The organism is Pseudomonas farris, from assembly GCF_019145235.1.
GTDB lineage: Bacteria > Pseudomonadota > Gammaproteobacteria > Pseudomonadales > Pseudomonadaceae > Aquipseudomonas > Aquipseudomonas farris.
This window is the reverse complement of record NZ_JAHSTV010000008.1, coordinates 1-16,208: the sequence shown is the minus strand read 5'-3', so window position 1 is coordinate 16,208 and position 16,208 is coordinate 1. Positions and strand designations below refer to the sequence as shown.

Here is a 16,208-nt window from a genome sequence, read left to right as displayed (position 1 = left end):
CCATGTTGCTGATGATCGATAACTACGACTCTTTTACTTACAACGTTGTGCAATACCTTGGCGAGCTGGGCTCCGAGGTCAAAGTCGTGCGCAACGATGAACTCACCATTGCCGAAATCGAAGCCCTCAAGCCTGAGCGCATTGTCGTGTCGCCCGGTCCTTGCACCCCGACCGAAGCCGGTATTTCCATCGAAGCGATCAAGCACTTCGCCGGCAAGCTGCCGATTCTCGGCGTTTGCCTGGGTCACCAGTCCATCGGCCAAGCCTTTGGTGGCGATGTGGTCCGTGCCCGTCAAGTCATGCACGGTAAGACTAGCCCGGTATTCCACGAGGATAAGGGCGTATTCGAAGGCCTGAATCGCCCGCTGACGGTCACCCGCTATCACTCGCTGATCGTCAAGCGCGAAACCCTGCCCGATTGCCTGGAACTGACCGCCTGGACCCAGCTTGAAGACGGCTCGGTCGACGAGATCATGGGGCTGCGCCACAAGACGCTGAACATCGAAGGTGTGCAATTCCACCCTGAGTCTATCCTCACCGAACAGGGGCACGAGCTGTTCGCCAACTTCCTCAAACAAACCGGCGGCACGCGCTAAGGACTTTCCATGGATATCAAGACAGCCCTGAGCCGTATCGTCGGCCACCTCGACCTCAGTACCGATGAGATGCGCGATGTCATGCGCGAAATCATGACCGGGCAATGTACGGACGCGCAGATCGGCGCGTTCATGATGGCCATGCGCATGAAGAGCGAAAGCATCGATGAGATCGTCGGCGCCGTGACGGCGATGCGCGAGTTGGCGGACAAGGTTGAACTCAATACCCTCGACGGCGTGGTCGATGTGGTCGGCACCGGCGGCGACGGTGCGAACATTTTCAACGTCTCCACGGCTTCCTCGTTCGTGGTCGCCGCAGCCGGTTGCACCGTAGCCAAGCACGGTAACCGTGCGGTGTCGGGCAAAAGCGGCAGTGCCGACTTGCTGGAAGCCGCGGGTATCTACCTGAACCTGACGCCGGTTCAGGTGGCGCGTTGCATCGACCACGTCGGCATCGGTTTCATGTTTGCCCAGACCCACCACAGCGCCATGAAGCACGCCGCCGGCCCCCGCCGCGAGCTGGGCTTGCGCACGCTGTTCAACATGCTCGGCCCGCTTACGAATCCGGCCGGTGTGAAACATCAGGTGGTGGGTGTGTTCAGTCAGGCGTTGTGCCGGCCATTGGCCGAAGTCTTGCAACGTCTGGGCAGCAAGCACGTACTGGTGGTGCACTCGAAGGATGGCCTGGACGAGTTCAGTCTGGCGGCACCGACCTTTGTGGCGGAATTGAAGAACGACCAGATCACCGAGTATTGGGTCGAACCCGAAGACTTGGGGATGAAGAGCCAGAGTCTGCACGGTCTGGCGGTGGAAAGCCCGGCGGCCTCCCTTGAGCTGATTCGCGATGCTCTGGGCAAGCGCAAGACCGAGAACGGTCAGAAAGCCGCAGAGATGATTGTGCTTAATGCCGGCGCCGCGTTGTACGCCGCCGACCATGCCAGCAGTTTGAAAGAAGGCGTTGCCCTGGCGCACGATGCGCTGCACACAGGCCTCGCTCGGGAAAAACTTGAGGAATTGGGTGCATTTACCGCGGTATTCAAAGTGGAGAATGAGGGATGAGTTTACCGACGGTTCTGGAAAATATTCTGGCCCGCAAAGTTCAGGAAGTCGCCGAGCGTCGCGCTCGTGTGAGTCTCGCGGAGCTGGAAAATCTGACCAAGGCGGCCGATGCACCCCGTGGTTTCGCCAAGGCATTGATCGATCAGGCCAAGACGAAACAGCCAGCGGTCATTGCTGAAATCAAGAAGGCTTCGCCAAGTAAAGGCGTGATTCGCGAGAACTTCGTGCCTGCGGACATTGCCAGAAGTTACGAAAAGGGCGGGGCCACTTGCCTGTCGGTGCTCACCGACATCGATTACTTCCAGGGCGCCGATGCGTATCTGCAGCAGGCTCGGGCGGCGTGCAAGTTGCCGGTGATCCGCAAGGACTTCATGATCGATCCTTACCAGATCGTCGAATCCCGGGCTCTGGGCGCTGACTGCGTGCTGTTGATCGTCTCCGCACTGGACGACGTGAAGATGGCCGAGTTGGCTGCCGTGGCCAAAAGCGTCGGTCTTGATGTGCTGGTGGAAGTCCACGATGGCGACGAGCTGGAGCGGGCCTTGAAAACCCTCGACACGCCGCTGGTGGGTGTGAATAACCGCAACCTGCACACCTTCGACGTCAATCTGGAAACCACCCTCGACCTGTTGCCGCGCATCCCGCGTGATCGTCTGGTGATCACCGAGAGTGGCATTCTCAATCGGGCCGATGTCGAGCTGATGGAAATCAGCGATGTGTATGCGTTCCTGGTCGGCGAAGCGTTCATGCGTGCTGAAAGCCCGGGTACGGAATTGCAGCGCCTGTTCTTTCCCGAGCGTGGCATTCCAGTGAGCGGTTCTACGCTCGACTGATTGAAAATCGGGGCGCTCCCTTCGCGAGCAAGCCCGCTCCCACATTAGCCCGCGTTCAGCCAGACAACGCGGTTCAAATGTGGGAGCGGGCTTGCTCGCGAAGGCGGCATAAGATGCACCACAGACTGACCGTCCTATGGAATACCTTATGACCTCACCAACCCCTCTGACCATCGAAGCCGGCCTGCTCGCCGAACAGGATCTGCTGGCCCATGTGTGCACCGGTGAGTCGGAGTTCGGTCTGCTGTTCTGGCAACCCACTGACCGCGCGTTGGTCATGCCCCGTCGCTTGAATCGTTTGCCACTGTTCGACGCCGCGTGCGAAATATCTGCTGCCGCCGGCTGGCCGGTACTGCTGCGTGAAACCGGCGGTGAGCCGGTGCCGCAATCGGCATCGACCATCAACATCGCACTGGTTTATGCCCCACCGCGCAGCGAAGGCGATCTGAACCGCATCGAAACCGGCTACCGGCGTCTGTGCGATCCGATCTGTCAGTTACTGGATGAGCTGGGCGGCACTTCGTCGTTGGGCGAAATCGAGGGCGCGTTCTGCGACGGCCGTTTCAACGTTAACCTCGATGGTCGAAAGATGGTCGGCACCGCCCAGCGTTGGCGCCAGAGCAAGGGCGGTCAGCGTCCGGTCGGTCTGGTGCATGGGGCGATGTTGATCGATGACGAACGAGAGACGATGGTCGCGGCGGTCAATCGCTTCAATGAAGCCTGTGGCCTGGAACAGCGGGTTCGCGCTGAAAGCCACATTGCCCTGCATGAAAAGTTTGCCGCTCCTGAGGCGCTGGAACGGCTCGATGCGCTGTACCGACAGTTGCTGGTTGAAATGCTCGGGGCTTAAGTTTAGGAACTTAAGTTTTCGAGCTTAAGTTTTCGAGCTTAGCGCGTACCGAAGACCACCATGGTCTTGCCTTTGACGTTGACCAGGTTGCGCTCTTCCAGATCCTTGAGCACACGGCCGACCATCTCACGGGAACAACCGACAATCCGGCCGATTTCCTGACGGGTCACCTTGATTTGCATGCCGTCCGGGTGGGTCATGGCGTCAGGCTGCTTGCACAGTTCCAGCAGGCAGCGCGCAACGCGACCGGTCACGTCGAAGAACGCCAGGTCGCCGACCTTACGCGTGGTATTGCGCAGGCGCTGTGCGATTTGTCCGCTGAGCACGTAAAGAATGTCTGGATCTTGTTGGGACAACTCGCGGAATTTTGCGTAGCTGATTTCCGCGACATCGCACTCGACCTTGGCGCGCACCCAAGCGCTGCGTTCCTGTTCCAGGCCGGCTTGCTCAAACAGACCCAGCTCGCCGAAAAAGTCGCCGGAATTGAGGTAGGCAATGATCATTTCACGGCCGTCGTCATCCTCAATCAGGATGGTTACCGAACCTTTGATGATGAAAAACAGCGTGTCCGAGCGGTCACCTGCACAAATGATGTTGCTCTTGGCTGCATAGCGACGGCGCTGGCAATGCATCAACAGTTTGTCGAGGTTCTTGATTTTGGGTGTGGGAGTAATAGCAACCATGGTTGTATCCCGAAAAGACTGCACGGTGTTTGTTTTTTATAGGAGCTGGCGAAGCCTGCGATCTTTTTTATTCGCTGCAAAGCTGGCTATTCGCCATTGAATTGGCGTCAGCTTAACAGACGCATTCCTTCAAGATTCGAGAATTTGCCTACGACGCAGATGGCTATGTCCTAGGAAGGCGAAGCGCTGCCAATCAAGGGCCCTGTGCTAAGCTGGCGACCCTTTTTTATACAGTGGAGTCTTGGCGATGAAGGCACGCATCCAATGGGCTGGCGAAGCCATGTTCCTCGGCGAATCCGGCAGCGGTCATGTCGTGGTCATGGACGGTCCGCCCGATGCCGGCGGTCGTAACCTGGGTGTCCGGCCGATGGAAATGCTTCTGCTGGGTGTTGGCGGTTGCAGCAATTTTGATGTGGTCAGCATCCTCAAGAAGTCCCGTCAGGCCGTCGAAAGCTGCGAAGCCTTCCTCGAAGCCGAGCGTGCGACCGAAGATCCGAAGGTTTTCACCAAGATCCACATGCACTTCGTGGTCAAGGGCCGCGGGCTGAAAGAAGCCCAGGTCAAGCGCGCCATTGAGCTGTCTGCAGAGAAGTATTGCTCGGCCTCGATCATGCTCGGCGCGGCTGGCGTGGCGATTACCCACGACTACGAAATCATCGAACTCGGTTGAATCGACATTCAACTATCATAAAAGCGGTGCAGACTCTGGCGATCCATCGCTGACGTCTGCACAGGTCGCTTTCCTGAACAGAAAAAACAAAATCGCCATCGCGAAGAGGTGTTAACCGTCCTACGCAGGTGCGTCGTTCGCATCTGACGGGCATGCTTGATCACGCGGCCAGCCCGCAATACATAGAGAGTTTTAACGGTGAAAAGCAAACTCAAGCTCCACGGGTTCAATAACCTGACAAAGACCTTGAGCTTCAATATCTATGACATCTGCTACGCGGAAACCCCGCAAGACCAACAGGCTTACGTCGAGTACATCAATAAAGAGTACAACGCCAAGCGCCTGACGCAGATCCTCACAGAAGTTGTCGATATCATTGGTGCCAACATCCTGAACATCGCCAGTCAGGACTATGAACCCCAGGGCGCCAGCGTCACGATTCTGATCTCTGAAGAGCCGGTGACCCCGACCGACAGTCAGATCGAAGAGTCTCCGGGGCCGTTACCCGAAATCATCCTGGCCCACCTCGACAAGAGCCACATCACGGTGCACACCTACCCGGAAATCCATCCGGTGGACGGTATCGCGACGTTCCGTGTGGACATCGACGTGTCGACCTGTGGCGTCATTTCACCGCTCAAAGCACTCAATTTCCTGATTCACCAGTTCGATTCAGACATCGTGACCGTGGATTACCGCGTGCGCGGCTTCACCCGTGATGTTGAAGGCAAGAAGCACTTCATCGACCACGAGATTAACTCGATCCAGAACTACTTGTCCGAAGACACCCGCGACGCGTACCAGATGACTGATGTGAACGTGTATCAGGAAAACCTGTTCCACACCAAAATGCTGTTGAAGCACTTCGAACTGGATAACTACCTGTTCGGCGACGCCACCAGCAACCTGTCCTCTGAGCAACGTGCCTTGGTGACTGAGCGTGTGAAACACGAAATGCTCGAAATCTTCTACGCGCGCAACATGCCAAACTAAGATCTTCGAGTACAAAAAAAGGCGACTACCTTGCGGTAATCGCCTTTTTTATTGCTGTCTGTCAGACAGACCGTGCTATGGCCTTCGCGAGCAATCCCGCTCCCACATGGAACTGTGTTCACAGAACTACTGTGGGAGCGGGCTTGCTCGCGAAGAGGCCCGATCTGAAGACGCTTCCGTCAGATCCGATAAGTACTCTTCGTCATCACCTTGGCCAACAAACTCATCCCGAACTTCACCGGCGCCGGAAAACGAAATCCACCCGCATCCAGCGCACTTTCAGCATGATGCTCTTCATCGATACGCATCTGCTCCAGGATCGCCCGGGATTTTTCGTCCTCGGCTGGCAGTTGCTCAAGGTGTTCGTTCAGGTGTTTGCAGACCTGATGCTCGGTGGCAGCAACGAAACCCAGGCTGACTTTGTCGCTGATCAACCCGGCAACCGCGCCAATCCCGAACGACATGCCGTAGAACAGCGGATTGAGGATGCTGGTATGGCTACCCAGCTGATGAATGCGTTGTTCGCACCAGACCAGATGGTCGATTTCTTCTTCGGCGGCGTGCTCCATGGCGGCGCGCACTTTCGGCAGTTTGGCGGTCAGGGCCTGACCTTGATACAGCGCCTGGGCGCAGACTTCACCGGTATGGTTGATGCGCATCAAGCCGGCGACATGTCGGGTGTCCTCGTCGCTCATTTGCGCATCCGGCTGCACGATGGCCGGCGACGGACGGTAGGGCTGACCACTGAAAGGCAACAAAGTCCGCATCGCGGCATCGGCTTGCAGCAGAAGACGGTCAATCGGCGAGTAGTGACGTTGGGTAGTCATGCTGACCTCCGGGAAGAATCTCGGCGGCCAGTTTAACCCAATCGGCCGGGGGAGGGTTTGCGCCGAGTCATTTCCGGTGGGAGCGACACCAATCCTGTAGGAGCGAGGCTTGCCCGCGAAGCTTTTGGCGCACTTGAGGACGCCTTCGCGGGCAAGTCGGATCGCCGCACCGCTCGCTCCTACAGGGGTAGGATGGTGGATCAGCCCGGCGGCCAGTGCATCTGGCGCTGACCCAATACATGCATATGTATGTGATAGACGGTCTGCCCACCTAGTGGATTGCAATTCATGACCAGGCGGAAGCCCTCTTCGCAACCCAGTTCCAAGGCCAGACGCTGGGCAGTGAACAGAATATGCCCAGCCAATGCCTTGTCGTCCTCGGTCAGGTCGTTAAGCGTGCGCACCGCTTTTTTCGGGATCACCAGAAAATGCACCGGTGCCTGTGGCGCGATGTCGTGGAAGGCCAGTACCTGGTCGTCCTCGTAAATGATCTTCGCCGGGATTTCCCGGTTGATGATCTTGGTGAACAGAGTATCCACAGCTGTTTTCTCCGTTGTTTGGGCTGGCCTGAGTGTAACCATGGGTTATCTCAGAGCCCAGCCTTTTGCCTTGAGGATTGATCAGCGCGGGCAATAGGCTTTGTTGACCATGCCCGCGATTGTCCGGGTCAGCCAGCGTGAGCCGAGCCGCGGCAGGAACGCGAACCAGCGATTCAGGCGACCGGGGATAATAATGGCGCGATTTTTCGCCAGCGCGCGCACGGTATAGAGCGCGACTTCTTCTGGAGTCATCAGCAGTTTGCTCTCGACCAGTTTGTCGGTGTCCAGTTGCGCGGTGCGGAAAAACGCCGTGCGGGTCGGGCCGGGGCAGAGCACCGATACCTTGACCGCACATTTCTTCAGTTCGACGCGTAAACCTTCGGAAAAATGCAGTACGTAAGCCTTGCTGGCGTAGTAAGTGCTCATCCAGGGGCCGGGATGGAACGCCGCGACCGAGGCGACGTTCAGAATCTGCCCGCCGCCCTGCAGGGCCATGCTGTTGCCGATGGCATGGCACAAGCGAGTGAGGGCCAGGATGTTCACTTCGATCAAGTCCTGCTCGGTCATCCAGTCCTGGGCCAGGAACGGACCGCAGGTACCGATGCCGGCACAGTTGACCAGCAAATCGATTTGCCGATCGCCTTCCTCCAGCTCCAGCAAAAATCCGGACAGCCTCAGCGGCTCACCCAGATCACAGGCGCGAAACAGCACCTCCACACCAAAACGTTGAGTCAGTTCGATCGCAATGCTTTCCAGCTGATCACGCTGTCGGGCCACCAGAATCAGGCTGCGGCCGCGCCGGGCCAGCGCTTCGGCCATCGCCAGGCCGATGCCGCTGGAAGCGCCAGTGATCAGAGCGTAACGGGTCATGCAGTTCTCCATCGCAACAGCTCCGCGCCGGCGACGCAGGTGTCACGGGCGGGGAGCGCTGTTCATTCTTTCGCAGAGTCTACAGGGGCCTCGGCTGCTTCGGCTGCATCATCGGATGAATTTGGTGCTTGTTCGGCCTCTTCGGCCGGCTCGACTTCAACTTCGTCGGTGATCACCGAGCTGCTTTTATAGGTGCTCTCGGTGGCGCTTTCGTACTCATCCTGGATCGCGGTGAGGCCTCCAGTCAGCCCGCCCACAAACATGAGCGCGATAAACACCAGCCACAGCGAAGCCAGCACCCTGACCGCGTTGCTGTTGGGCGGTGGTGGTGCGCCATATCGGTTGGCCGTGTTGTTACCCGGCACGATCATTATTACAAACGGAAAAACGCTGCCCACGACCGGTACAAGGTTCAGCAGCCAGAGCCAGCCGGACCAGCCAATATCGTGCAGGCGCTGCACACTGAACTGGATGCTGATGAATGCGAGCACCACGACCAGGATAAAGGCCAGCAGACCCGCGAGGACCAAGCCAGCAGTGGAGTCCGTGCTAATGAGCGCGAAGCCGAAAATAGCCAGCACGGCACCAACGCCAAGCGTCACCAGCGTAAGCGCCATCGTCCAGGCCAGAAAGCGCAAGCGACCGATGCGGCCAACGAAACTGAATGCCTTGAGTGCAGAAAACTCCGGCAGTGCTTCGCCGACAGAGGCTCGGGGCGGTGCATAGGGAGAATCGGGATCTGCCGTGACAGGTTGGTTATTGGCAGGGGCGTGTTCGTGAACATCGGACAGGTTCAGCTCGATCGAGGGTTCTGTTTCGATTCGGGCATCGATGCCGGTTTTCGTCAGCGCCTGAAGGTAAGTCTGCGCGTCGGCGTGTGACAGGTCGCGCTTGAGTGCAACTGTCCGGCCACTGAATAGGCGCTCGATAGCCGCGACATCGCTTTTGAACAGCTCGGCGAGATTGAGCTTCGCGGTGGTGGCGTCAACACCTGGCTGCAGAGCGCCATCGAAGACGATCTTGAAACGGTTTTCGCTCATGGCCGAGGCATCCTTGTCGCGAGAGTTTGTTTGTAATAGACGGTGTTGCAAGTATGGAGTGTAGGGCCAGCCGGATTGGGCTGGCCAAGTTTTTCTGTCAGCGCGGCCAGCGCTTGGGCAACGCCGCCGCCAGTTCCAGCGCCTTGCGGTATTCGGCATCGAGACGTGCGACCAGTTGATCGACACCCGGCAGGTCATCGATTTCTCCGACACCCTGGCCTGCGGACCACACGGTTTTCCAGGCTTTGGCTTCGTCGCTCAATGGCTTGAGCTTGGAGCCGAAATTCACCTCGCCCTTGCCTTGTAGGGTTGCCATGTCGAAACCGGCGGCCTCCAGGCTCCGACGCATGAAACTTGCCGGTACTCCCGATACCGCTGGAGTATGGATGATATCTGCGGCTCTGGAAGTCAGGAGCATCTCCTTATACGCGTCAGGTGCATGACTTTCAGTGGTGCCGATAAATCGCGTACCGAAGTAGGCCAAATCCGCGCCGAGCACTTGCGCGGCAAGAATTTCATGGCCATGGTTCAGGCAACCGGCCAGCAGCAGGGTCTTGTCGAAAAACTGGCGAATCTCGGCGATCAGCGAAAACGGGCTCCAGGTCCCGGCGTGACCACCGGCGCCCGCGGCCACGGCAATCAAACCGTCAACACCTGCTTCAGCGGCTTTTTCCGCGTGGCGACGGGTTGTCACGTCATGAAATACCAGGCCTCCGTAGCCATGCACGGCGTCGACCAATTCTTTCACGGCGCCGAGGCTGGTGATCACGATTGGTACTTTGTGCTCGATGCAGATCGCCAGATCCGCCTGCAATCGCGGGTTGCTGTTGTGGACGATCAGGTTCACCGCGTAAGGCGCAGGGTTTTCCAGTATCGCCAGTCCTGCTTCGATTTCTTCCAGCCAGGCCTTGAAACCGCTGCTCTCACGCTGGTTCAGCGCGGGAAAGCTGCCCACCACGCCATTACGGCAGCAGGCGAGCACCAGCTCAGGGTTGGAGATCAGGAACATCGGCGCTGCCACCACGGGCAGACGCAAACGTTGTTCGAGCAAAGCGGGCAGCGACATTGGAAGTACCCCGGGTGAATTATGCTTGTTGGATTAAAACGGCCGAACGACGACCAGAATTACGATAGCCAGCAATATCAGAACCGGCACTTCATTGAACCAGCGATAAAAGACATGGCTGCGGGTGTTTTCGCCACGGGCAAAACGTTTTACCTGTGCACCGCACATGTGGTGATAGCCGATCAGGATTACCACAAGGGTCAATTTGGCATGCATCCATGCACCTTGAGTGAAGTAGGCGCTTGGGTTGAGGCTGATCAGCCAGATGCCGAACACCAGGGTGGCGATCATCGCCGGGCCCATGATGCCCCGGTACAGCTTGCGCTCCATGATACTGAAGCGTTCCTTGCTGACGGTGTCTTCGCTTTGAGCGTGATAGACGAACAGGCGCGGCAGGTAAAACAGGCCGGCAAACCAGCAGACCATGCTGACGATATGAAGCGCTTTGAGCCACAGATAAAGCATTTTTAGTTATTCCCAGGGTTCACGGTAGCGCGAATAGTAGAGGCTTGAGCCGCCACACGTCACCTTGACGGTTGTCGCAGAGCCGCGCGGCCCCTATTATCGACGGCTTTCCAGTGGGTTCGTTGAGGGTAGGTTTATGGTCAAGGTCGGTATCGTCGGCGGCACGGGTTACACCGGTGTCGAACTGCTGCGTCTGTTGGCACAGCATCCGCAAGCTGAAGTGGTAGTGATCACTTCCCGATCCGAGGCTGGCTTGGCCGTGGCCGACATGTACCCGAACCTGCGAGGCCACTACGACGGCCTGGCTTTCAGCGTTCCGGACATCAAGACCCTCGGGGCCTGCGATGTGGTGTTCTTCGCCACACCGCACGGTGTCGCCCATGCCTTGGCGGGTGAGTTGCTGGCTGCCGGGACCAAGGTCATCGATCTGTCGGCAGACTTCCGCCTGCAAGACGCCGATGAGTGGGCCAAATGGTACGGCCAACCGCACGGCGCGCCGGAACTGTTGGAGGAGGCGGTCTACGGCTTGCCGGAAGTTAACCGCGAGCAAATCAAGCAAGCACGGCTGATTGCTGTGCCGGGTTGCTACCCGACCGCCACGCAATTGGGATTCCTGCCATTGCTTGAGGCCGGTCTGGCAGATACCACTCGTTTGATCGCAGACTGCAAATCCGGCGTCAGCGGTGCCGGTCGTGGCGCTTCTGTAGGTTCGTTGTACTCCGAGACGTCGGAAAGCATGAAGGCTTACGCCGTCAAAGGGCACCGTCATTTGCCGGAAATCCGCCAGGGTCTGCGTCGTGCAGCGGGCAAGGACGTGGGGCTGACCTTCGTTCCGCACCTGACGCCAATGATTCGCGGTATTCACTCGACGCTCTACGCGACTGTCGTGGATCGCTCGGTGGATCTGCAAGCGTTGTTCGAAAAGCGCTATGCCAACGAACCGTTCGTCGATGTAATGCCTGCCGGCAGCCATCCGGAAACCCGTAGCGTGCGCGGCGCCAACGTTTGCCGTATCGCCGTGCATCGTCCGCAGGATGGTGAGCTGGTGGTGGTGTTGTCGGTGATCGACAATCTGGTCAAAGGCGCGTCGGGTCAGGCGGTGCAGAACCTGAATATCCTGTTCGGTCTGGACGAGCGTCTGGGCCTGTCCCATGCCGGCATGCTGCCATAAGGCTTTATCCCGCTCAGCAAAAAGGCCCGTCGAACGGGCCTTTTTGCATTTTGGTCTGACAATTGGGTTGATTGATATACCGTAACAATAGTTGACCGATTTTCTGGGAGAAGCGGATAATGCGCGTCATCACGCATTATGGCGGCGTAACGCCGGGAGATAGTCAGCATGAGCGTCGAATCCTTCACCCCCACGGCTTTGCAATTCACCCACGGTGCCGCGCACAAGGTGAAGAGCCTGGTCGATGAAGAGGGGAATGATCGCTTGAAGCTGCGCGTATTCGTTACGGGCGGCGGTTGTTCAGGGTTTCAGTACGGCTTCACCTTCGATGAAGAAGTGGCCGATGACGACACCATCGTCGAGCGCGAAGGCGTCAGCCTGGTGGTCGATCCAATGAGCTTCCAGTACCTGGCAGGTGCCGAAGTGGATTACCAGGAAGGTCTGGAAGGTTCGCGTTTCGTGATCAAGAACCCGAACGCTACCACCACGTGTGGCTGCGGCTCTTCGTTCTCGATCTGATCGCACCTCACCGCATTACCAGGCGCCGCGAATCTCAGGACTCTGCGGCGTTTTGCTGTCTGGGGTTCAGGCTCAGGCGGGGTAGATGGCGCCGAGTACGCGTAGGCCGCGGGCGCCGGTGACACTCGGACGGTTGGCCGCGATACCTTCCAGGCAGCAATGAGCCAGCCAGGCGAAGGCCATGGCTTCGACCCAGTCCGGGTCTACGCCGTAAGCAGCAGTGCTGCTGACTTTCGCATTCGGCAACAAACTGGCCAAGCGCTTCATCAGCGTGGCGTTGTGCGCGCCGCCACCACAAACCAGCAGCTCCCGTGTATCCGATTGAGCGCTTTGCAATGACTCGACAATGGTCAGCGCAGTCAGCTCAAGCAGCGTAGCCTGTACGTCTTCGGCAGCGAAGGTCGGTAGCTGCGACAGATGCTGCATCAGCCATGGCAGATTGAACACTTCGCGGCCGGTGCTCTTCGGGCCTTGGGTCACGAAGAATGGATCACTGAGCAGCTCGCTCAACAGAACCGGTTCTACCTTGCCGCTGGCGGCCCATTGACCGTCACGATCAAAGTTGTCGCCGCGTTGCTGGTGAATCCAGGCATCCAGCAGGACATTCCCGGGGCCGCAGTCAAACCCTGCAACAGGCTTGCCGGGTTCGATCAGGCTGAGGTTGCTGAACCCGCCGACGTTCAATACCGCGCGATTGCCAGGCCGTTCTTCAAACAGGGCTTCGTGAAAGGCTGGAACCAGTGGGGCGCCTTGTCCGCCGGCGGCTACATCGCGGCTGCGGAAATCGCTGACCACGGTGATGCCGGTCAGCTCGGTGAGCAAGGCGGGGTTGCCGATTTGTACCGTAAACCCGCGCGCCGGCTCATGGCGAATGGTCTGGCCGTGGCTGCCAATCGCGCGAATGTCGTCGGGTTTCAGATTTTGTTGGTCGAGGAGGGTGTGAATGCCCTGTGCGGCCAGTTTCACCCAGTTCTGCTGGGCAATGGCGGAGCGGGCAATCTCGTCCGGGCCGCTGGCGCACAAGCCAAGCAGCTCGGCGCGCAGGGAATCAGGCATAGGGATGTAATGGGTGGCGATCAGCTTGATCGCCGGGGCTTGCTCGATCAACGCAATGTCCAAGCCATCAAGGCTGGTCCCGGACATCACACCTATATAGAGCGCCATGGCTTAACGTTTACTCGAAGCCAGCTGGGTAGTTTTCTCTTGATCCATGCGCGCCATCAGCGGTTGGCTTTGCGCGAGGAAGCGTGCGCGTTCGGCTTTGGAGATCGGATCGGCCATCGCCACCTTCTGACCCAGCGGGTCGACGTGCACGCCATTGACCTGGAACTCGTAGTGCAAGTGCGGGCCGGTGGACAGGCCGGTAGTGCCGATGTAACCGATCACCTGACCTTGCTTGACGCTGCCGCCAGTCTTGATGCCTTTGGCGAAGCCCTGCATATGACCGTACAGCGTACGGTAGGTATTGCCGTGCTGGATGATCACGGTGTTGCCGTAACCGCCGCGACGACCCGCCAACAATACTTTGCCGTCACCGGCAGCCTTGATCGGCGTACCGCGTGGTGCCGCGTAATCGACACCCTTGTGGGCGCGGATCTTGTTCAGGATCGGGTGCTTGCGGCCCATGGAGAATTTCGAGCTGATGCGGGCGAAGTCTACCGGAGTACGGATAAACGCCTTGCGCATGCTGTTACCGTCGGCCGTGTAGTAGCTGCTGTTGCCTTGTTTGTTGGTGTAGCGCACCGCGGTGTAAGTCTTGCCGCGGTTGGTGAAGCGTGCGGAGAGGATCGGGCCGTTGCCGATTGCTTTGCCGTTGACGACCTTCTGTTCATAGATCACATCGAACTCGTCACCTTGGCGAATATCCTGGGCGAAGTCGACGTCATAGCCAAACACGCTAGCCATATCCATGGTCAGGCTGTGGGATAAACCGGCCCGGGCGGCAGATTGCGACAGCGAACTGTTGATCACGCCATGAACGTAGGCGGAGCGAACAGTGGGCTTGGCGGTAATGCGGTTGAACGTATAACCCTTGTCATTCTTGGTCAGGCTGATGCTTTCCATGTCGCTGACCTTGCTGTGCAAGTTGGTCAGCTGGCCATCCGGGTCCAGTTCGAACTCAAGCTTCTGGCCATGTTTGAGCTGGCTGAACTGCTTGGCCTGCTTGTCGCTGGCCAGCACTTCATGCACCGAAGTGACCGGAAGGCCGACTTTCTCGAACAAAGTCGAGAGAGTGTCGCCTTTGCTAACAATCACTTCCTTATGGCCTGGCGCCTTCTTCTCTTCTACGACTGGCGCGGGAGCAGGGGCGGGGGCGGGGGCGGCCTGGGCGGTTTCCTGAGTGTCTTCGGCGTTGTTTTCGATCTGCGCGAAGGGGGAGGCTGCCGGCTCATTTGTGGCTTGGACGGCTTCGGCGGCGTCTTGATCTTGTGTCAGTTGTTCTGCAGGGCTTTCCAGTTCAAGACTCAGGGTCGTCTTTTTGGCTTCAACATCACTGGAAGGGAATACCAGAAGCGCCAGGCTGAGAAGGGCGGCGATGCCACTTGCTGCAAGCAGGTGGGTCTTCGGGTAAAGCGGAGGCGCTTTAGACGGTTCTGTGGTCATAGGTAATTTTGACTTTGAAAAGATGAATTGGAAAAGATGAATGACATGATGAAGACGAAATAACTGTATAAAATATAACCAAATCATCTCTGAAGCAAGTCTGCGAACGCTCTGTCCGTGGATTGGCGTCCGTGCGCCGGGCAAAACTTGTATTTGGTGCGCGATCTTGTATGGTTGTTCCCCTTTGAATCTGAGCCTTGCGGGTCTGTTATGAAGTCGGTTGAAGAGCAGCTAGCGCTGATCAAACGTGGTGCAGAAGAACTGTTGGTCGAGTCCGAGCTGATCGAGAAACTCAAGCGTGGCCAGCCGCTACGTATTAAGGCAGGCTTCGATCCGACCGCGCCGGATTTGCACCTGGGTCACACCGTGCTTATTAATAAGCTGCGCCAGTTCCAGGAACTGGGTCACCAGGTGATCTTCCTTATAGGTGACTTCACCGGGATGATCGGTGATCCAAGCGGCAAGAGTGCGACACGTCCTCCGCTCACCCGTGAGCAGGTTCTCGAGAATGCCGAGACCTACAAAACTCAGGTATTCAAGATTCTTGATCCGGCCAAGACTGAAGTGGCGTTCAACTCCACCTGGATGGATCAGATGGGGCCAGCCGACTTTATTCGCCTGACTTCGCAATACACCGTGGCTCGCATGCTCGAGCGCGACGATTTCGATAAGCGTTACACGACCAATCAGCCAATTGCTATTCACGAGTTCCTCTATCCGCTGGTTCAGGGTTATGACTCGGTCGCGTTGCGCGCGGATGTCGAGTTGGGTGGTACCGATCAGAAGTTCAACCTGCTGATGGGGCGCGAGCTGCAGCGTAGTTATGGGCAGGAGGCTCAATGCATTCTGACGATGCCGTTGCTCGAAGGTCTGGATGGTGTGAAGAAGATGTCCAAGTCGTTGGGCAACTACGTCGGCATCCAAGAGGCGCCGGGTGTCATGTATGGCAAGCTGGTCTCTATTCCGGATGTGCTGATGTGGCGTTACTTCGAATTGCTCAGTTTCCGCTCCATGGAAGAGATCAATGCTTTCCGGGCTGACGTCGAGGCAGGTGCGAATCCGCGTGACATCAAGATCAAGCTGGCCGAAGAGATCGTTGCGCGCTTTCATGGTGAAGAGGCTGCGGCCAATGCTCATCGTGCGGCGGGCAATCGTATGAAAGACGGTGAACTGCCGGATGATCTGCCAGAGATCGAGTTGACCGCTGCCGAGGATATGCCGATTGCTGCTGTCCTTAATAAGGCGGGCCTGGTGAAGAACTCCGCTGTGGCGCGCGATCTTCTCGGTTCTGGTGGTGTGCGTATAGATGGTGAGGTTGTCGATCGCACCTTTATATACGTACTGGGCGCGACCCATGTTTGCCAGGCCGGGAAGAAGGCATTTGCGCGTATTACGCTCAAATCCGAATAAAGCTGAAATCAGG

General features: G+C 57.9%; 18 protein-coding genes. 9 read left to right on the top strand and 9 right to left on the bottom strand.

Annotated elements, in window-relative coordinates:
• The first annotated feature begins 2 nt into the window (after nucleotides 1-2).
• The 4 genes from KVG95_RS17590 (at nucleotide 3) to KVG95_RS17575 (ending at nucleotide 3,338) form a co-directional block, all read left to right on the top strand.
• The gene (locus KVG95_RS17590) at nucleotides 3-596 is read left to right on the top strand and encodes an aminodeoxychorismate/anthranilate synthase component II (RefSeq protein WP_019650349.1); all 594 of its coding nucleotides are present in this window, start codon (nucleotides 3-5) and stop codon (nucleotides 594-596) included.
• Between the two features lie 9 nt (nucleotides 597-605).
• A complete protein-coding gene (gene trpD / locus KVG95_RS17585; RefSeq protein ID WP_052967178.1) occupies nucleotides 606-1,655 on the top strand; it encodes an anthranilate phosphoribosyltransferase in 1,050 nt (349 codons plus the stop codon).
• On the top strand, nucleotides 1,652-2,488 hold the full coding sequence (gene trpC / locus KVG95_RS17580; protein ID WP_217857342.1) for an indole-3-glycerol phosphate synthase TrpC: 837 nt from the start codon (nucleotides 1,652-1,654) through the stop codon (nucleotides 2,486-2,488). The genes trpD and trpC overlap by 4 nt, the downstream gene beginning before the upstream one ends.
• A 148-nt stretch (nucleotides 2,489-2,636) precedes the next feature.
• Nucleotides 2,637-3,338: a lipoate--protein ligase family protein gene (locus KVG95_RS17575; RefSeq protein ID WP_217857341.1), complete on the top strand. Its 702-nt coding sequence runs from the start codon at nucleotides 2,637-2,639 to the stop codon at nucleotides 3,336-3,338.
• 38 nt (nucleotides 3,339-3,376) lie between these two features.
• On the opposite strand, the gene crp is transcribed toward KVG95_RS17575, so the two are convergent.
• Nucleotides 3,377-4,021 (bottom strand): cAMP-activated global transcriptional regulator CRP, encoded by a 645-nt coding sequence (crp, locus tag KVG95_RS17570; RefSeq protein ID WP_052967181.1) that lies wholly within the window; start codon nucleotides 4,019-4,021, stop codon nucleotides 3,377-3,379.
• A gap of 247 nt (nucleotides 4,022-4,268) precedes the next feature.
• Here crp and KVG95_RS17565 point away from each other — a divergent pair, with 247 nt between their 5' ends.
• Complete coding sequence (locus tag KVG95_RS17565) at nucleotides 4,269-4,691, top strand: OsmC family protein (RefSeq protein WP_007941657.1); 423 nt, start codon at nucleotides 4,269-4,271, stop codon at nucleotides 4,689-4,691.
• 198 nt (nucleotides 4,692-4,889) lie between these two features.
• A complete protein-coding gene (speD, locus tag KVG95_RS17560; RefSeq protein WP_052967182.1) occupies nucleotides 4,890-5,684 on the top strand; it encodes an adenosylmethionine decarboxylase in 795 nt (264 codons plus the stop codon).
• Nucleotides 5,685-5,863: 179 nt separating this feature from the next.
• On the opposite strand, the gene coq7 is transcribed toward speD, so the two are convergent.
• The 6 genes from coq7 to hemJ form a co-directional block, all read right to left on the bottom strand.
• The gene (coq7, locus tag KVG95_RS17555) at nucleotides 5,864-6,511 is read right to left on the bottom strand and encodes a 2-polyprenyl-3-methyl-6-methoxy-1,4-benzoquinone monooxygenase (protein WP_008008345.1); all 648 of its coding nucleotides are present in this window, start codon (nucleotides 6,509-6,511) and stop codon (nucleotides 5,864-5,866) included.
• Nucleotides 6,512-6,711: 200 nt separating this feature from the next.
• Complete coding sequence (locus KVG95_RS17550) at nucleotides 6,712-7,050, bottom strand: histidine triad nucleotide-binding protein (protein ID WP_217857340.1); 339 nt, start codon at nucleotides 7,048-7,050, stop codon at nucleotides 6,712-6,714.
• A gap of 81 nt (nucleotides 7,051-7,131) precedes the next feature.
• A complete protein-coding gene (locus KVG95_RS17545) occupies nucleotides 7,132-7,920 on the bottom strand; it encodes an SDR family NAD(P)-dependent oxidoreductase (protein ID WP_217857339.1) in 789 nt (262 codons plus the stop codon).
• Between the two features lie 62 nt (nucleotides 7,921-7,982).
• Complete coding sequence (locus tag KVG95_RS17540) at nucleotides 7,983-8,960, bottom strand: DUF805 domain-containing protein (RefSeq protein WP_217857338.1); 978 nt, start codon at nucleotides 8,958-8,960, stop codon at nucleotides 7,983-7,985.
• Between the two features lie 97 nt (nucleotides 8,961-9,057).
• Nucleotides 9,058-10,026: an NAD(P)H-dependent flavin oxidoreductase gene (locus KVG95_RS17535; protein ID WP_217857337.1), complete on the bottom strand. Its 969-nt coding sequence runs from the start codon at nucleotides 10,024-10,026 to the stop codon at nucleotides 9,058-9,060.
• 33 nt (nucleotides 10,027-10,059) lie between these two features.
• A complete protein-coding gene (gene hemJ, locus KVG95_RS17530; RefSeq protein ID WP_007906869.1) occupies nucleotides 10,060-10,491 on the bottom strand; it encodes a protoporphyrinogen oxidase HemJ in 432 nt (143 codons plus the stop codon).
• Between the two features lie 136 nt (nucleotides 10,492-10,627).
• Here hemJ and argC point away from each other — a divergent pair, with 136 nt between their 5' ends.
• The gene (argC, locus tag KVG95_RS17525; protein ID WP_217857336.1) at nucleotides 10,628-11,662 is read left to right on the top strand and encodes an N-acetyl-gamma-glutamyl-phosphate reductase; all 1,035 of its coding nucleotides are present in this window, start codon (nucleotides 10,628-10,630) and stop codon (nucleotides 11,660-11,662) included.
• A 168-nt stretch (nucleotides 11,663-11,830) separates the two neighbouring features.
• Nucleotides 11,831-12,181 (top strand): iron-sulfur cluster insertion protein ErpA, encoded by a 351-nt coding sequence (gene erpA, locus KVG95_RS17520; RefSeq protein ID WP_007906865.1) that lies wholly within the window; start codon nucleotides 11,831-11,833, stop codon nucleotides 12,179-12,181.
• A gap of 72 nt (nucleotides 12,182-12,253) precedes the next feature.
• Here the strand turns inward: erpA and KVG95_RS17515 are convergent, their stop codons facing one another.
• Both KVG95_RS17515 and KVG95_RS17510 read right to left on the bottom strand, forming a co-directional pair.
• Nucleotides 12,254-13,345: an anhydro-N-acetylmuramic acid kinase gene (locus tag KVG95_RS17515; RefSeq protein ID WP_217857335.1), complete on the bottom strand. Its 1,092-nt coding sequence runs from the start codon at nucleotides 13,343-13,345 to the stop codon at nucleotides 12,254-12,256.
• Between the two features lie 3 nt (nucleotides 13,346-13,348).
• Nucleotides 13,349-14,785: a peptidoglycan DD-metalloendopeptidase family protein gene (locus tag KVG95_RS17510; protein WP_217857334.1), complete on the bottom strand. Its 1,437-nt coding sequence runs from the start codon at nucleotides 14,783-14,785 to the stop codon at nucleotides 13,349-13,351.
• A 210-nt stretch (nucleotides 14,786-14,995) separates the two neighbouring features.
• Between KVG95_RS17510 and tyrS the strand changes: the two genes are divergently transcribed.
• Nucleotides 14,996-16,195: a tyrosine--tRNA ligase gene (gene tyrS / locus KVG95_RS17505; protein ID WP_008008359.1), complete on the top strand. Its 1,200-nt coding sequence runs from the start codon at nucleotides 14,996-14,998 to the stop codon at nucleotides 16,193-16,195.
• Nucleotides 16,196-16,208: the final 13 nt, after the last annotated feature.

Bases quoted from the DNA above. Each gene is read 5' to 3' on its own strand.
- KVG95_RS17545 (WP_217857339.1), bottom strand. From the start codon at position 7,920: ATGACCCGTTACGCTCTGATCACTGGCGCTTCCAGCGGCATCGGCCTG.
- KVG95_RS17510 (WP_217857334.1), bottom strand. From the start codon at position 14,785: ATGACCACAGAACCGTCTAAAGCGCCTCCGCTTTACCCGAAGACCCAC.
- KVG95_RS17515 (WP_217857335.1), bottom strand. From the start codon at position 13,345: ATGGCGCTCTATATAGGTGTGATGTCCGGGACCAGCCTTGATGGCTTG.
- erpA (WP_007906865.1), top strand. From the start codon at position 11,831: ATGAGCGTCGAATCCTTCACCCCCACGGCTTTGCAATTCACCCACGGT.
- trpC (WP_217857342.1), top strand. From the start codon at position 1,652: ATGAGTTTACCGACGGTTCTGGAAAATATTCTGGCCCGCAAAGTTCAG.
- argC (WP_217857336.1), top strand. From the start codon at position 10,628: ATGGTCAAGGTCGGTATCGTCGGCGGCACGGGTTACACCGGTGTCGAA.
- coq7 (WP_008008345.1), bottom strand. From the start codon at position 6,511: ATGACTACCCAACGTCACTACTCGCCGATTGACCGTCTTCTGCTGCAA.
- crp (WP_052967181.1), bottom strand. From the start codon at position 4,021: ATGGTTGCTATTACTCCCACACCCAAAATCAAGAACCTCGACAAACTG.
- hemJ (WP_007906869.1), bottom strand. From the start codon at position 10,491: ATGCTTTATCTGTGGCTCAAAGCGCTTCATATCGTCAGCATGGTCTGC.
- trpD (WP_052967178.1), top strand. From the start codon at position 606: ATGGATATCAAGACAGCCCTGAGCCGTATCGTCGGCCACCTCGACCTC.
- KVG95_RS17565 (WP_007941657.1), top strand. From the start codon at position 4,269: ATGAAGGCACGCATCCAATGGGCTGGCGAAGCCATGTTCCTCGGCGAA.
- KVG95_RS17540 (WP_217857338.1), bottom strand. From the start codon at position 8,960: ATGAGCGAAAACCGTTTCAAGATCGTCTTCGATGGCGCTCTGCAGCCA.
- KVG95_RS17575 (WP_217857341.1), top strand. From the start codon at position 2,637: ATGACCTCACCAACCCCTCTGACCATCGAAGCCGGCCTGCTCGCCGAA.
- KVG95_RS17535 (WP_217857337.1), bottom strand. From the start codon at position 10,026: ATGTCGCTGCCCGCTTTGCTCGAACAACGTTTGCGTCTGCCCGTGGTG.
- tyrS (WP_008008359.1), top strand. From the start codon at position 14,996: ATGAAGTCGGTTGAAGAGCAGCTAGCGCTGATCAAACGTGGTGCAGAA.
- KVG95_RS17590 (WP_019650349.1), top strand. From the start codon at position 3: ATGTTGCTGATGATCGATAACTACGACTCTTTTACTTACAACGTTGTG.